Genomic DNA, 15951 nt, shown 5'->3' with positions numbered 1-15951 from the left:
ATTACCCCTCCTTACTCTTTTTCATTTCAAGATAGTTAAGGAAAGCTTTTATAAAGGCAATAGTTATAAATGCCCCTGGAGCCAATACAAAGATAAGAGCTGGTGAGTAAGACTCTGGTGTTACTCTTATACCAAATACTGTTCCATTTCCTAAAACTTCTCTAATCATTCCCAATACTGTTAATGAAAGAGTAAATCCAAGCCCTGATCCAATTCCATCTAAGAAAGATGCAAACACACCATTTTTAGAAGCAAAACTCTCTGCTCTTCCAAGTACAATACAGTTAACAACGATAAGAGGAATAAATAGTCCAAGTACCTTGTATAGGTCTGGAGTATATGCTTCCATCAACATCTGTACTATTGTAACTAGTGAGGCAATTATCATAATATATGCTGGTATTCTAACTTGAGATGGTATCCAACTTTTAAAAGCTGATATCAGTAGGTTTGAACAAGCTAGTACAGCGACAACTGCAAGTCCCATTGAAAGTCCATTCATAGCTGAGCTTGTAACTCCCAGTGTTGGACATAGTCCTAAAAATAGTACAAATATAGGGTTTTCTTTAAAAATTCCTGATAATATTATCTTTCCATAGTTAGTTTTCATTAGTTACTCACCCCAGTTTCATAAGCTTTTAAAGCTCTGATAAGTCCTGTATAAACAGCAGTTGGAGATATTGTAGCCCCAGCAAAAGCGTCTACAGATTTATTGAACTCATATGATGAGTCCTTTCCAATCCAGTGATCTTGCCACTCTACATCAGCTATCTTAGCTCCTAGTCCCGGAGTTTCAGCTTGGTTTGTAACTCTCACTCCAGTTATCTCTCCATCTAAGTTAACTCCTAAGATAAATGTTATATCCCCAGCATATCCCGGTTGTGCTACAGTTGTTACATATCCAACTTTTTTTCCATTAGCATCATATCCAGGTATAAACTCTAGCCCTTCAGAAGTTACAGCTTCCCCAGCTCTAAACTCACTAGCTGCTGCTAGAACCTGTCTCTTAGCTTCATTTTGAGCTCTCTCATTATTTTCTGCAATAACTGTTTTTGTAAAATTATTTACTAATCCCAATATCCCAGCTGAGACTGCAGCTATTACCAATAGAACAATTCCATAATGTACAAATCTATTTTTCATTAGCCTTCACCTCACCAAACTTTTTAGGCTTAGTATATCTGTTGATAAGAGGTACAACTCCATTCATTATCAATATAGAGTATGCAACTCCCTCTGGGTATCCACCCTTCATTCTAATCATAGAGATTAGAACTCCTAAAAGTAGAGCATGAATAATCTTACCCTTTGGAGTGTGTGGACTAGTAACCATATCAGTAGCCATATAGAAAGCTCCTAAATATAGCCCTCCAGATAGAACATGCATCACTGGATCTCCACCCATAGCCCAAGTTAGAGCAAATACTGTACCAATTATTATTGTAGGTACCTTCCAATCTATCTGTCCTTTATATATTAGATAAAGTCCTCCAAGTAGTATTGCTAGTGCCGAAGTCTCCCCAAGACATCCTCCCATTCTTCCAATGAAAGCTTGAAGATATTGGTTTCCTCCCTCTATTAGAGATGAGTCTAAAGGTATCCCTCTCTTCATAGCATCAAGTACTGTAGCCCCAGCCTTTCCATCATAAGCAAATGTAGTTATTGCCACTGGCCAAGAAGCTTGTACAAAGGCTCTTCCTACTAATGCTGGGTTGAATACATTGTGTCCAAGCCCTCCAAATACCATCTTTCCTAATCCAATAGCTACAATACAACCTATGATTACATATTGTAGTGGCATAATAGATGGAATTACAAAGGCAAAAAGTATCCCTGTTATAATAGCACTTCCATCAAAAATAGATGGCTCTTGCCCCATTATTTTTTGACATATATACTCAGTAACCATACAAGTAAGTATAGACACTGATGTTACTATAAATGCTCTTATACCAAAGACATACACAGCAACTAGAAATGCTGGTATCAATGATATAATTACATCATACATTACACTTTCAACTGTTTCTGATGTTCTTATATGAGGTGATGGCCCCATTTTAAAAATATTAGTCACTTTACCCTCCTGATAACTCAATAACACTTCCTGTTATCTTTTATTTTTTCATAGCTCTTAATTTAGATTTTCCAATCTTTATAGCCTCTGTCAATGGTCTGTTAGCAGGACAGATATATGCACATGAACCACACTCTATACAATCCATCAAACTATACTCTTTAAGTTGTTCCCATTGCTCAAATGCTGCAAGTCTTGCAAACATTAGAGGTTCTAGTCCCATAGGACAAGCCTCTACACACTTTCCACACCCTATACAGGCTCTTGTTTTATATGGATTTGTCTCCTCCTTAGTAAGAGCTAACAATCCTGATGTTCCCTTGATTACAGGAGCTTCCTCTGAGAATTGAGCCATTCCCATCATAGGTCCTCCCATAACTAATTTATCTACAATCTCTCTATTTACACCACAGTAATCTAATAGATAAGAGAATGGTGTTCCAATAGCTATCTTCACATTCTTAGGATTGATTATCCCCTTTCCTGAAACAGTAACTACCTTTTCTATCAGAGGTATTCCATTTACTATACCATCATATATAGCTGCAGCTGTTCCAGTATTTTGTACCACTACTCCAACTGCTGATGGAAGTTTTCCAGATGGAACCTGTCTATCTAATACAGCTTTTATCAGTTGTTTCTCTCCTCCTTGAGGATATTTTGTCTTAAGTGGTGCTATCTCAATACCAGTTCCCTCAACAGCTTTTCTCATTGAAGCTATAGCCTCTGGCTTATTCTCTTCAATACCAACAATAGCTCTATTTACCCCAAGTATCTTTTTTATAATTTTGATACCATTTACTATCTTCTCTGGATTCTCTATCATAAGTCTATTGTCAGAGTTAAGATATGGCTCACACTCTGCTCCGTTTAATAGAAGTGTATCTATCTTTGCATCTGCTGGTGGATCTAACTTTATATGAGTAGGGAAACTTGCTCCCCCTATACCAACTATACCTTTCTCTCTTATCATTGTTAATAATGTTCTTCTATCTACATTTTCCCATTTCTCTATCTTCGATAACTCATCCCAAGTCTCCTGTTCATCATTTTCAATTATTACAGTTTTTATTCTTCCCATCAATGGAAAAACATGGTCCTCTATTCTCTTAACTGTTCCACTTACTGGTGAATGAATAGGGGATGACATAAATGCTTGAGAATCAGCAATTTTTTGCCCTTTCAATACCCTATCTCCAACAGCTACAATTGGATCTAGTGGCGCCCCTATATGTTGTAAAAGTGCAACATACAACATTTTTGGTGCTTTTACTTCTTCAACAGCCATATTCTCTGTTTGAATCTTATTTTCAGGTGGATGAACTCCTCCTCTGAAACCAAAAAACTTCATAATTAATCTCCTTTCACTTTAAAGTTAATTTCTACTAAACTAAGTGTATCACATTTATTGCTAATTCTCAATGGTTTTTGCAATTATTTTGATCATTTTTTGTTATATTTTTGCATTATTTTACTTAATTCGACATCTTGGATAATATCACATGCACATTTACTTGCATTCTCTATCATCAATGTTACCTCTTCTTGTTCACTTTTACTAAACTGTCCCAATACAAAGTCAATAGTATTGTCCTTAGGTTTTCCTATCCCACACTTTATACGTAAAAACTCATCTCCTAAGTGAGATATAATAGATTTTATTCCATTATGTCCACCAGAGCTTCCCTTCTCCTTTACTCTCAACTTTCCTACTGGTAGGTCCATATCATCATATATTACCACTAAATCTGTCTTTGGATTTAGCTTATAGAAATTTATAACCTCTATTATTGAGTTTCCACTTAGATTCATAAAAGTTTGTGGTTTTAGAAAAAGTACCTTCTCCCCATCTATATTTTTTTCACTTATAAGCCCTTGGAATTTCTCCTTCTCATTTGTTATCCCTAAGTCCTTTTGAAGATAGTTGATAACTTCAAATCCTATATTGTGTCTTGTCTTCTCATACTTACTTCCTGGGTTTCCTAATCCTACTATTAACTTCATCTCTTCTCTCCTTCTAGCATTCTGCATTAAATGTAAATTTTGCAAGACCTCCTAAAGATGTCTCTCTATACTCCTGTTTTAAATCCTTTCCTGTCTCTCCCATAGTCTTTACAACTTGGTCAAAGGTTACCTTATGCTTTCCATCTGTATATAGGCTATATGCTGCAGCATCTAAAGCTCTTGCTGCTGCCGCTGCATTTCTCTCAATACAAGGTACCTGTACATATCCACCAACTGGGTCACAAGTTAATCCAAGGTGGTGTTCTAGTGCCATCTCTGCTGCATACTCTATCTGAGCCAATGAACCTCCCAATAGGAAACATGCCATTGCTGCAGCCATTGAACAAGCCGAACCAACCTCAGCCTGACAACCTCCCTCTGCTCCAGAAATAGTTGCATTCTCTTTGATAAGGTTTCCTATAAGTCCTGCTATTGCTAGGCTTTTTAAGATCTCATCCTCATGTAAATCATACTCCTCTCTTAGAGCATACAGAAGTCCCGGTACAACTCCACAAGCTCCACATGTTGGTGCAGTAACCACTCTACCTCCACCACCATTCTCCTCTGATACAGCTAATGTATAGGCAAATATTCTACCTAGAAATCCTCCTCTACTGTGATTATTTCTAGCCTTTCTATAGAAATTTGACGCTTTTCTTGGATATTTTAAGCTTCCTGGCAGTACTCCAGTAGTATTTATTCCCCTCTCTACTGCCTGCTCCATAGCTTGCCAAATATCTTTTAAGAAATCAAATATCTCTTTTCCTTCACACTCTACAACATACTCCCATAACTCTTTCTGATTCTCTTCACACCAGCTCTTTATCTCCTCCATAGAGTTCAATCTATAGACTTCCTGTCCACCTCTTCTCTCTTGGTTCTCTTCCATTATAGTTCCTCCCCCAACAGAGAATACCAACCATTCATCTAATTTTTTCCCACTCTCATCAAAGGCTTTAAATAGCATTCCATTTGTATGATACTTATGTACCACCTCTGGCTTCCATACTATCTCTGTTGGTATAGGTTTCATTGTCTCTACAATTATCCAATCTGTAAGGTGTCCCTTTCCTGTAAGAGCTAAAGAACCGTAAAGTTCAACTTCAAATCTCTTAGCCTCCGGATTTTTAGCCTTAAATTTTTTTGCTGCCCTCTCTGGTCCCATAGTGTGTGAGCTTGATGGTCCATTTCCAATTTTAAATAACTCTTTTAAACTATCCATACCTCTTTCCTCCCTAAATCTTTTTATTAAAAAAGAGTGAAGAAAGCTATAACTCTCTTCTAGCTTTTTTCACTCTCCAATTTACTACTGTCTTATCTCTCCATTGTAATCTTTAGAGATAGTTGTTAGTATCTTATCTATTGCTGTTTTTATCTCTTTCTCATCTAGAGTCTTCTCTTTATTTCTTAGTACTATACTGATAGCTACAGATTTCTTATCTGCATCTATTTTTTCTCCCTCATATACATCAAATATATCTATTTTTTCAATTATTGGAGATACTCTTTTTAAGTTTTCAATCATATTTCCTACAAGTACATCTTTAGAAAGAACAATAGCCAAATCTCTAGTTACTTCTGGATATTTTACTATTTTTTCATATTTAGTAGAGTTCTTTATATATTTTACACACTTAGTTAAATCGATTTCTGCTATATATACTCTCTCTCTCTTTATCTCCATTTTCTCTTGAACATCTGGATGGATCTCTCCAAATACACCTATTATATCATTTCCTATTCTTAACTCTGCACTTCTACCTGGGTGGAAATTACTGTTTGAACTTCTCTCTAATCTGTATTTAGTAACTCCCATATACTCCATAAGCTTCTCTACATATCCTTTAATTGTATAGAAATCATAAGCTTCTGGTTTTGGATCCCATAGAGTTCTCTCTGGTCTTCCTGCTAATCCTATACAGATTCTTAACTCCTCATTAGCTAACTCTTGAGCAGGTGAGAACACTCTTGAAACTTCACAGAATCTTAAATCAAATTGATTTCTATTGATGTTATCTCTTATATTTGAAAGTACACTCCACATCAATGTAGGTCTTAATATTGCCATATCTTCACTTAGAGGGTTTTTAATCTCTATTACACTCTCTTTTATATTTAAGATATCTACAACATTTCTAGGGATAAATGAGTAGTTGATTACCTCTTGAAGTCCAATCTCTCTTAATATCTCCTTTGTACTATCTATTAAATCTATATTTTCAGCTTTTTTACCAGCTTGTATATTTTCAACAGGCATTATAGGTTCAATATTTTCAAATCCATATATTCTGATAATCTCCTCATAGATATCAGCAGTTCTAGTTAAATCTCCTCTATATGTAGGTGGTGTTATAAGTAGAGTATCTTGAGATAGTGTTTTTATTCCAAGACCTAGGTTACTTAATATTTTTCCTACAGTATCTGATGGTAACTCCTTACCAACAAATTTATTTAACTTTTCTAAGCTTAATGGAATCTCTATTTTCTTAGGTTTTTCTACATACTTATCAATAGCTCCATCTAAAAGCTCTCCTCCAGCTATTGCAACTATTAGAGCTGCAGCTCTTTCACTTGCATCTGGTATACCTTCGATATCTATTCCTCTCTCATTTCTATATGAAGAATCTGTAGATATTCCAAGTCTTCTACCAGTTTTTCTGATATTTTCTGGAGTGAAGTATGCTACCTCTAAGAATACATTTTTTGTTTCAGCAGTTATCTCTGTTCCCATTCCTCCGATTATTCCAGCTATTGCAATAGCTTTTTCATCGTCAGCTATAACAAGCTCTTTATTATTAAGCTCTCTCTCTACTCCATCAAGAGTTACTATCTTTTCTCCTGCATGAGCAGCTCTTACATTTATACTTTCATTTGATACCTTATCTAAATCAAAAGCATGCATAGGTTGGTTATATTCAAACATAACAAAGTTTGTTATATCCACTATGTTATTTATAGGTTTTAATCCCATAGCTCTTATTCTCTTCTTTAACCACTCTGGTGATTCTCCTACAGTAACATTTCTTACTACTCTTCCCATGTATCTCTTACATCTATCTTTATCTTCAATATTTACCTTAGCTACTGAAGTAGTTGCTTCTATAGCCTCTGTATATATTGCTGATGGATATTTTACTTTTCTTCCGTAGTAAGCTGCTATCTCTCTTGCTATACCTATGTGAGATAGACAATCTGGTCTATTTGGTGTAATCTCTAATTCAAATATTACATCATCAAGTCCAGCATACTTTCTATACTCTTGACCTATAGGAGCATCTTCAGGAAGGATTATTATTCCATCTCCATCCTCTCCTATTCCAAGCTCTACTTGTGAGCAAAGCATTCCAAAAGATTCAACATCTCTTATTTTGCTCTTTTTAATTTTGAAATCTCCAGGAAGTACAGCTCCGATCTTAGCTACAACTACCTTATCTCCTAATTTATGGTTTGGAGCTCCACAAACTATTTGTAATGGCTCTCCTGTTCCAACGTCCACTCTTACAAGTGTTAATTTATCAGAGTTAGGGTGTTTTCCATACTCAACTATGTGACCAATAACTACGTTATCTAGTCCTTTTCCTTGAATATCTATGGCTTCAACTTCTTGTCCTATCATAGTTAGGGCATTATCTAACTCTTTTATATCCTCTTTTATATCTACATACTGTTTTAGCCAGTCTAAAGAAATTAACATTACTCTCCTCCAGAATTACTTAAATTGTTTTAAAAATCTTACATCGTTTTCAAAGAAAGCTCTTAAGTCATTTATACCACGTCTTAACATAGCTACTCTCTCTATTCCCATTCCGAAAGCAAATCCACTTACTTCCTCAGGGTCATATCCAACAGCTTTTAGAACCTCTGGGTCTACCATTCCACAACCCATGATCTCTACCCAACCACTGTCTTTACACATTCTACATCCTTTTCCTTTACATACAGCACATTGGATATCTACCTCTGCAGATGGCTCTGTAAATGGGAAAAAGTGTGGTCTGAATCTAACTTCTGTATCTCCAAACATCTTCTTTAATGACTCTGTTAATATAGCTTTAAAGTTAGCAAAAGAGATGTTCTCTCCTATCATAAGTCCTTCCATTTGGTGGAACATAGGTGTATGAGATATATCGTAATCTGGTCTGTATACCTTACCTGGACATATCATTCTAAATGGTGGCTTGTGCTCTAACATATATCTTACTTGAACTGGTGATGTTTGTGTTCTTAAAACAACATCATCATTGATATAAAATGTATCTGTTATATCTCTTGATGGATGAGTTTCTGGAATATTTAAAGCATCAAAGTTATATTTTACTAGCTCTACCTCTGGTCCATCTGCCACATCAAATCCCATCTCTATGAATATCTCTTTCATAAAGTTCATAGTATCAGTTATTGGGTGTGTAGTTCCAAGAGTATTTCTCTTTCCTGGAAGTGTTATATCAATAACCTCTTCAGCTAGTCTCTTATTTTTTTCCTTCTCTTTTAATTCAAGGTTTTTAGCATCTAATTTTGAGCTGATATACTCTCTTAACTCGTTTACTAATTGACCTACAACTGGTCTCTCCTCAGGAGTAAGATTTTTCATCCCCTTAGAAATCTCTGTTAATTCCCCTTTTTTCCCAAGTAGTTTTACTCTAATATCTTCTAATTCTTGTAAAGATTCTGCTTTTTCAATACTTAATCCAGCAGTTTCTTTTAGCTGTGCTACCTTTTCTTTCATTTTTCCTCCCTAGTTTAAAAGGCTTATATATTTTAAAAATTTATATACTTTTATGATAAAACTGGAATCTATCCCCATCTATTTCCAATATACCATATTCTCTCCCATATACAGCTCCTGGATTAAATAGTGTAATTCCATTTTTTGAAAATAAATATTGAATATGAGTATGTCCAAAAATAACGATATCACAGTTTAATCTTCTTCCTCTCTCCTCTATCCACTCATACCCAGATTTTACTCCATATTCATGACCATGAGCCAGAAGGATCTTAAATCCCTCTAGCTCAAATATCATCTCATCTTCATGTCTTCTATCAAATATGTCGCAATTTCCTCTTACTATATAGTATTTAGAATCTGGACAAACAAAGGAAAGCTCCTCACCATCTTTACTATGGTCCCCTGCACAGATCACTACATCTGGCTTCTCCAATTCATATATATCTACTAATCTATCCAATCTTTGGTGTGAGTCCGAAATTACTAAAACTTTCATCTTTACTTCCTAATTTCCTATCCTATAAATATAGGTGCCTTTCCTTTTTCTAATAATTTAATTCCATTTTTTCCTATTATTTTTTCAAAGAAGTAGCTTCTACTTAAATTTCCCATAATAAATAGATCTGCTTCATCCACTCTTGCTAATACATCGTTGTAATCAGTTGTTGTAAGCTCTTCATGAACTATCTTCTTATCATGTCCCTCTAAGTACTCAACAAGTGCATTCTCTTCAATCTCTTTGTTGATAACAAATGATGAGAAACATTTAACCTCTGGGAAAAGATTGATAAAGTGATAACAACTTCTATTTACCTTAACTCCATTATCATTTCCTATAACTACATTTTTCATAGCTTTTAGAGGCTTTTCTCCAATAAGTAGTAATGATTTATAGTTTCCTTTTAGGATATCTATCTCTTTTTCAGTTAAGATATCATTTTTTCCTATAACTAATAGGTCACATTTTTTCATATGCTCAGTTACAACCTCAGCTACATCTCCGATATCTACTTTTAATTTAGCTTTGATTCCCTTCTCTTTTAGAACCTCTTCAATCACTTGAATTTCAGCTCTCTCTATCTCTTCCCAACCTTGAACTATAAAAGGTGCTCTTCCTGCTACCATAAGCCCATCTGTAGCTGACATAAGTTTTTCTCTTGCTATATCCTTTACGTAAAGAGGGTATATTTTAAATCCTAGTTCCTTTTCTAAGAAAGTTGCACTCTCTGCTAAACTTCCTCTTTCTATTTCGTTCCCAAATAAAACTAATGCTTTTCTCATAATATATCACCCCATATTTTTGTGTAATGAAACAACAGATTACTCTACTGTCTCCTCTATTATCTCATCTTCTTCAGAGTTTATGTCTCCTATTGAAGTAGATTCCTCGTTTTGTAATAAACTTTCATCGATGATTTGAACTTCTTCACTCTCACTGTCCTCTGATTTTACTCTTGTTATAGATACAACTTTCTCATCCTTACCATTTACCTTCATAATGATAACCCCTTGAGTAGCTCTACCATATAACACGATATCCTCAACAGCTATTCTAATAACAACTCCTGAAGCTGTGATAGCCATTAGCTCTTCCCCTGAAGTTACTGATAGTACTGATACTACAGCTCCTGTCTTAGCACTACATCTCAAGTTGATAACTCCCTTACCGTATCTTGATTGTAATGGGTACTCATCTATTCTAGTTCTCTTTCCATATCCATTCTCTGTGATAGTCAAGATACTACTATTCTCCTTATCCTTGATAAGAAGTGCTGAAACAACTGTATCCTCATCTCTAAGTACAAGCCCCTTCACTCCCATAGTATCTCTACCTGTAGCTCTTATCTCTCCACAATCAAATCTGATTGAATATCCCTGTTGAGTTGCTAATAATAACTCCTCTTTTTCAATATCTTGAATAAGTCCTACATATATTATATCATCTTTTTCCTTCAATTTAATAGCTTTTAATCCAGAACTATTTATATTTTTAAATTCACTCAAGTTTGTTTTCTTGATTATTCCCTCTTTAGTTACAAAAATAACCTCATTCTCACTTGAAAACTCTCTTGTTTTTATGATAGCTCTTATCTTCTCATCATCTTTTAATTTTATGATATTTCCTATCAATCTACCTCTAGATTGCTTAGAAGTCTCTGGAATCTCATATACTTTTATATTGTATACTCTTCCTTGGTTTGTAAATATCATAAGAGTATCTAGGTTGCTAGCTGACTCTATATTCTCTACAAAGTCATCTTCTACAGTATTTTGACTTGCTACTCCCTTTCCACCTCTTCTTTGAGCCTTATACTTACTTAGTTCCATTCTCTTTACATATCCTTTATTTGTAAATGTAAGTATTACCTCTTCATCTTTGATTAGGTCCTCTGGAGTTATCTCTTTTCTCTCTTTCTCAATAATTGTTCTTCTATCGTCATTATACTTATCTTTTAACTCTTGAAGCTCTGTTTTCATTATCTCATATATTTTGCTATCATTTGCTAATATATCTCTCAACTCAGCTATGTATCTCTCTATCTCTTGATATTCAGCCTCTACCTTATCTCTTTCAAGCCCAGTCAATCTTTGTAGCTTCATATCAAGTATAGCTCTAGCTTGAACATCAGTAAATCCATACTTCTCTACTAACTGCTCTCTAGCTTGGTTTCCATCTGTAGCCCCTCTTATAAGCTCTATAATTCTATCAATATTGTTTAGAGCTATTCTATATCCTTGTAAGATGTGACCTCTTTTTTCAGCCTTATCTAAGTTGAACTTTATTCTTCTAGTTATTACTTCAAATCTATGTTTTATGTACTCTTCTATGATCTGTTTTAAGTTTAATACTTTAGGAGTATTATTTACTAGAGCTAGCATTATTATTCCAAATGTACTTTGTAACTCAGTATATTTATAAAGCTTATTTAGAATTAATTCTGGCTCCTCTCCCTTTTTCAATTCTATTACAACTCTTATTCCATCTCTATCAGATTCATCTCTTAGATCTGAAATTCCAACTATCTTCTTATCCTTTACTAATTCAGCAATTCTTTCTATTAGAGTTGCCTTATTTAGTTGATATGGTATTTCTCTTATTATAATATTTATTTTACCATTTTTCAACTCTTCTGTCTCAATTTTTCCTCTTACTCTTACTTTTCCTCTACCAGTCATATAGGCATCTTTTATACCTTTATCACCATCTATTATTCCTCCAGTAGGGAAATCTGGTCCCTTTATATACTCCATTAAATCTAGTGGAGTTAACTCTGGATTATCTATAAGAGCAAGTGTTCCATCTACTACCTCTCCTAAGTTATGAGGAGGTATATTTGTAGCCATTCCTACTGCTATTCCTGTAGCTCCATTAAGTAGTAGGTTTGGTAACTTTGCTGGCAATACTGTTGGTTCATCTAATGAATCATCGAAGTTCTTTCTAAAGTCTATTGTATTTTTATCTATATCCTCTAAAAGTTCATTACTTATCTTTGCCATTCTAGCTTCAGTATATCTCATTGCTGCTGCAGAGTCCCCATCTATAGAACCAAAGTTTCCATGTCCAGAGATTAGTGGGTATCTGTAGTTAAAGTCTTGAGCCATTCTAACCATTGTACTATATACAGCAGAGTCTCCATGTGGATGGTACTTACCTAGTACTTCCCCAACGATTCTCGCTGACTTTTTATATGGTTTATCATAACTCATACCAAGCTCATTCATAGCAAAAAGTATTCTTCTGTGTACTGGCTTCATTCCATCTCTTACATCTGGAAGAGCTCTACTTACAATAACACTCATTGAATAATCAAGGTATGATTCTTTCATTTCATCTTCTATGTATCTGTTATTTATATTTGACATACGATTATACTGCCTTAGCGGCTTACCCTCCTCTTATTCTATAATTTCTCTTCAATAGATTATACCACACAATCTAGGATTTTCATAATTTAACCCTCTAATTTTATAGAACTTGATATTTTTCATATAAAATGATATAATACAATTACAAAGATGACTCTATTCGAAGAGCTCGAATAGGATAAAATAAAGAAAGCTCAATTGATGACTCTGCTCGAAGAGCTCGAGCAGGATAAAATAAAGAAAGCTCAATTGATGAAGATGGTATCTTATATACCATCTTTTTATTTTATCTGTAATCTATCTTTAAAATACTGAAGAGATGAATATTTTAAGATTTTTTCATATCTCTTTTGGTCAGAGTTTAATGTTGCTTTTCTAAACTCCTTAAGATACTTTTTAAATCCTTTTTTTAATTTTTCCTCTTTACTTTTCAAATAATTAAATTCATTCTGTTTAATTTTTATCTCTTTATCTAACTGTTTTATATAATAATCCTCTAATATAGGAATTGCCTTAGTATAATCTAAACCACCTCTATATTCAGGATCTTCACTACATATAAAACTTAAATTATGATTGATATTAGTTCTAAATGGGATAGCATAATCTATCCCATCACACTCTATCACTAATACTAAATATGGTCTATCTTCTTTCTTTAGAATCTCCTTACAATCTTGAAATTCAGCATAAAATTTTTCTGATAGAAATTTTATATCCATATTTTACCTCAATTATATATCTAAGTTCTTTACATACTCAGCGTTCTCTTCTATAAACTCTCTTCTTGGGTCTACCTTATCTCCCATCAGTTTATCAAATAATATATCTGCTGCTCTAGCATCATCTATTGTTACTTTTAAAAGAGTTCTATTTTGTGGATCCATTGTTGTTTCCCATAATTGCTCTGGATTCATCTCTCCAAGTCCCTTATATCTTTGAAGAGTGTATTTTTTATCCTCTCCTTCAAAAGCTTCTGTTATCTCCTTTAGCTCTCTATCTGAGTAAGCATATTTTATCTGTTTTCCATAAGAGATTTTATATAATGGTGGTTGAGCAATAAATACATTTCCATTATAGATTAACTCTACCATATATCTGTATATGAACGTTAATAAAAGAGTTCTTATGTGTGCTCCATCTACGTCAGCATCTGTCATAAGTATTATCTTTCCATATCTTAACTTCTCAAGATTGAAGTTATCTCCAATACCTGTTCCAAAGGCTGTAATCATAGCTCTTACCTCATTATTCTCAAGAGCTTTGTGAAGTCCTGCCTTCTCAACGTTTAATATCTTTCCTCTAAGAGGTAGTATTGCTTGATGATATCTATCTCTACCCTGTTTTGCCGATCCTCCTGCAGAATCTCCCTCTACTATATAAAGTTCGCACTCCTCTGGATTTTTAGATGAACAATCTGCTAATTTTCCTGGTAATGAACCTACTTCTAATGCTGATTTTCTAAGTACAAGCTCCCTTGCTCTTTGAGCTGCTTCTCTGGCTTTCTTAGAGTTTAATATCTTTTCTATGATAACCTTAGTATCATTAGGATTATCCTCTAATACCATCTTTAATTGTCCACCTACAACTGTAGATACTATTCCTGTAACCTCAGAATTTCCTAATTTTGTCTTAGTTTGTCCTTCAAATTGTGGTTGTGGAACCTTTACAGAAACTATAGCCGTTACACCCTCTCTAATATCTGTTCCCTGTAACTTTCCATCTTTATCCTTTAATAGCCCTTGTGCCTTTCCTACATCATTTATTATTCTTGTCAATGCTGTTCTAAATCCTTGAACATGAGTTCCTCCCTCATGTGTGTTGATATTATTTACAAAAGAGTAAATTATCTCAGATTGGTTTACCGTATATAGGAAAGCTATCTCTACACCTATATTATCTATATCTCCTGTCATATAGATAGGCTCTTTTATTAACTTTTCTGTATCTTGAGTTATCTCTCTTAAGAAGTCAGCTATTCCCCCCTCGAATTCAAAAACTTCCTTCTTAAATGGTTCCTTTCTTGAATCTGATAAAGTTATAACAAGTCCCTTATTTAAGTAAGCTAACTCCTTTAATCTATTTTTTAATGTATTATAGTCATAAACTAAAGTTTCAAATATCTCATGGTCAGCCTTAAATCTTACTGTTGTTCCATGCTCTTCAGTAACTCCTATCTCCTTTACTGCCTCTTCTGGTACCCCTCTATTATATCTTTGATACCAAATTTTCCCATTCTTTTTTACCTCTACCTCTGTCCATAGAGAAAGAGCGTTAACTACTGAAACTCCAACTCCATGAAGTCCTCCTGAAACTTTATAGTTATCATTTTCAAATTTTCCTCCAGCATGTAGTACCGTTAAAACTATCTCTAATGCTGATTTTCCATACTTAGGGTGAATATCTACTGGAATTCCTCTTCCATTATCCACTACCTCTATTACGTTATCTGGAAGTATACTTACCTCTATATGAGTACAATATCCAGCTAGTGCCTCGTCCACTGAGTTATCCACTATCTCCCATACAAGATGGTGTAATCCTCTCTCTGAAGTTGTTCCTATATACATTCCTGGTCTTTTTCTTACTGCTTCAAGTCCTTCTAGGACTGTTATATCTTCTGCTTGATAATTATTGCTCACTTTCTACCTCCAATTATATTAAAATATTCATTCCCTCTACTCATCAAAGTCTGTGTTCCATATGATGAAAAATATATTTTATTATCAGTTATAACCACTGTTTTTTTACTCTCTCCAGCCAAATCTATCACTTCTTTTTTCTCTAGTTGCTCCCTATAAAAGCCCCTATTTTCTTCATTTGTAATATGTATATAGTCAATAATAAGTAATATCTCCTTGCTTGGGATAAGTATCTTTTCCTCTAAAAAAACATACACTACTCTTCACTTTCCTTTGCTTCTTCATTATCTATATATTTTCCTAATCTCCTTAGATACTCCTTAGCTTTTCCGTTATCTATACACACTCTACAAAATGCCTCTTCTCCCTCATACAACATACCACACACCTTACATTTTCTGTATCCATGAGAAAGAAGATACTCTTCACGTTCCTTGGCTATCTTTTGAAGATAAGCTATCTTCTCCATTATTCCTAGATTTCTTCTCTGAATATCTGAGCTTTGTAACTCCTCTAATACCTCTTCTTTTTTTATATGAGGCTCTGGATTCTCTATCCCTTCATCCTCACTCTCTCTATTGAGGTACTCATCTCTATTCTCATCTAGATTTCCTGTTCTTACAACAATATCC

15 protein-coding genes are annotated in these 15951 nt (G+C 34.3%); all 15 read right to left on the bottom strand.

Annotated elements, in window-relative coordinates; all coding sequences use genetic code 11:
• Position 1: 1 nt before the first annotated feature.
• Entirely contained in the window at positions 2-610 is a 609-nt protein-coding gene (locus IAA47_03240; protein ID MBU3841990.1) for an electron transport complex subunit E, read from the bottom strand.
• Entirely contained in the window at positions 610-1143 is a 534-nt protein-coding gene (locus IAA47_03235) for an RnfABCDGE type electron transport complex subunit G (GenBank protein ID MBU3841989.1), read from the bottom strand. Before IAA47_03235 ends, IAA47_03240 begins: the two co-directional genes overlap by 1 nt.
• A complete protein-coding gene (locus tag IAA47_03230) occupies positions 1133-2077 on the bottom strand; it encodes an RnfABCDGE type electron transport complex subunit D (protein ID MBU3841988.1) in 945 nt (314 codons plus the stop codon). The genes IAA47_03235 and IAA47_03230 overlap by 11 nt, the downstream gene beginning before the upstream one ends.
• A 40-nt stretch (positions 2078-2117) precedes the next feature.
• Positions 2118-3428, bottom strand: coding sequence for an electron transport complex subunit RsxC (gene rsxC, locus IAA47_03225; GenBank protein MBU3841987.1), 1311 nt, complete (start codon positions 3426-3428; stop codon positions 2118-2120).
• Between the two features lie 92 nt (positions 3429-3520).
• Positions 3521-4081, bottom strand: a complete 561-nt coding sequence (gene pth / locus IAA47_03220) for an aminoacyl-tRNA hydrolase (GenBank protein MBU3841986.1) — start codon at positions 4079-4081, stop codon at positions 3521-3523.
• A gap of 13 nt (positions 4082-4094) precedes the next feature.
• Positions 4095-5303, bottom strand: a complete 1209-nt coding sequence (locus tag IAA47_03215) for an L-serine ammonia-lyase (protein MBU3841985.1) — start codon at positions 5301-5303, stop codon at positions 4095-4097.
• An 84-nt stretch (positions 5304-5387) separates the two neighbouring features.
• Positions 5388-7775 carry a phenylalanine--tRNA ligase subunit beta gene (gene pheT, locus IAA47_03210; GenBank protein MBU3841984.1) on the bottom strand — a complete coding sequence of 796 codons (2388 nt, stop codon included), beginning with the start codon at positions 7773-7775 and terminating at the stop codon, positions 5388-5390.
• 15 nt (positions 7776-7790) lie between these two features.
• Positions 7791-8807, bottom strand: a complete 1017-nt coding sequence (pheS, locus tag IAA47_03205; GenBank protein MBU3841983.1) for a phenylalanine--tRNA ligase subunit alpha — start codon at positions 8805-8807, stop codon at positions 7791-7793.
• A 40-nt stretch (positions 8808-8847) separates the two neighbouring features.
• The gene (locus tag IAA47_03200; GenBank protein MBU3841982.1) at positions 8848-9306 is read right to left on the bottom strand and encodes a metallophosphoesterase; all 459 of its coding nucleotides are present in this window, start codon (positions 9304-9306) and stop codon (positions 8848-8850) included.
• A gap of 17 nt (positions 9307-9323) precedes the next feature.
• Complete coding sequence (locus IAA47_03195) at positions 9324-10091, bottom strand: hypothetical protein (protein ID MBU3841981.1); 768 nt, start codon at positions 10089-10091, stop codon at positions 9324-9326.
• Between the two features lie 39 nt (positions 10092-10130).
• On the bottom strand, positions 10131-12674 hold the full coding sequence (gene gyrA, locus IAA47_03190; protein MBU3841980.1) for a DNA gyrase subunit A: 2544 nt from the start codon (positions 12672-12674) through the stop codon (positions 10131-10133).
• A 284-nt stretch (positions 12675-12958) separates the two neighbouring features.
• Positions 12959-13399 carry a hypothetical protein gene (locus IAA47_03185; protein MBU3841979.1) on the bottom strand — a complete coding sequence of 147 codons (441 nt, stop codon included), beginning with the start codon at positions 13397-13399 and terminating at the stop codon, positions 12959-12961.
• 12 nt (positions 13400-13411) lie between these two features.
• Positions 13412-15319 carry a DNA topoisomerase (ATP-hydrolyzing) subunit B gene (gene gyrB, locus IAA47_03180; GenBank protein MBU3841978.1) on the bottom strand — a complete coding sequence of 636 codons (1908 nt, stop codon included), beginning with the start codon at positions 15317-15319 and terminating at the stop codon, positions 13412-13414.
• Positions 15316-15576, bottom strand: coding sequence for a DUF370 domain-containing protein (locus IAA47_03175; protein ID MBU3841977.1), 261 nt, complete (start codon positions 15574-15576; stop codon positions 15316-15318). The genes gyrB and IAA47_03175 overlap by 4 nt, the downstream gene beginning before the upstream one ends.
• On the bottom strand, positions 15576-15951 hold a 376-nt coding region (locus IAA47_03170; GenBank protein MBU3841976.1), incomplete at its 5' end, for a hypothetical protein. The genes IAA47_03175 and IAA47_03170, both read right to left, overlap by 1 nt.

The sequence above is a fragment of the Candidatus Fusobacterium pullicola genome (assembly GCA_018883725.1).
GTDB lineage: Bacteria > Fusobacteriota > Fusobacteriia > Fusobacteriales > Fusobacteriaceae > Fusobacterium_A > Fusobacterium_A pullicola.
This window is presented reverse-complemented; position numbering and strand designations above follow the sequence as displayed.

Coding starts and splice junctions, on each gene's coding strand:
- IAA47_03240 (MBU3841990.1), bottom strand. CDS start 610: ATGAAAACTAACTATGGAAAGATAATATTATCAGGAATTTTTAAAGAA.
- IAA47_03235 (MBU3841989.1), bottom strand. CDS start 1,143: ATGAAAAATAGATTTGTACATTATGGAATTGTTCTATTGGTAATAGCT.
- rsxC (MBU3841987.1), bottom strand. CDS start 3,428: ATGAAGTTTTTTGGTTTCAGAGGAGGAGTTCATCCACCTGAAAATAAG.
- pth (MBU3841986.1), bottom strand. CDS start 4,081: ATGAAGTTAATAGTAGGATTAGGAAACCCAGGAAGTAAGTATGAGAAG.
- IAA47_03215 (MBU3841985.1), bottom strand. CDS start 5,303: ATGGATAGTTTAAAAGAGTTATTTAAAATTGGAAATGGACCATCAAGC.
- pheT (MBU3841984.1), bottom strand. CDS start 7,775: ATGTTAATTTCTTTAGACTGGCTAAAACAGTATGTAGATATAAAAGAG.
- pheS (MBU3841983.1), bottom strand. CDS start 8,807: ATGAAAGAAAAGGTAGCACAGCTAAAAGAAACTGCTGGATTAAGTATT.
- IAA47_03200 (MBU3841982.1), bottom strand. CDS start 9,306: ATGAAAGTTTTAGTAATTTCGGACTCACACCAAAGATTGGATAGATTA.
- IAA47_03195 (MBU3841981.1), bottom strand. CDS start 10,091: ATGAGAAAAGCATTAGTTTTATTTGGGAACGAAATAGAAAGAGGAAGT.
- gyrA (MBU3841980.1), bottom strand. CDS start 12,674: ATGTCAAATATAAATAACAGATACATAGAAGATGAAATGAAAGAATCA.
- IAA47_03185 (MBU3841979.1), bottom strand. CDS start 13,399: ATGGATATAAAATTTCTATCAGAAAAATTTTATGCTGAATTTCAAGAT.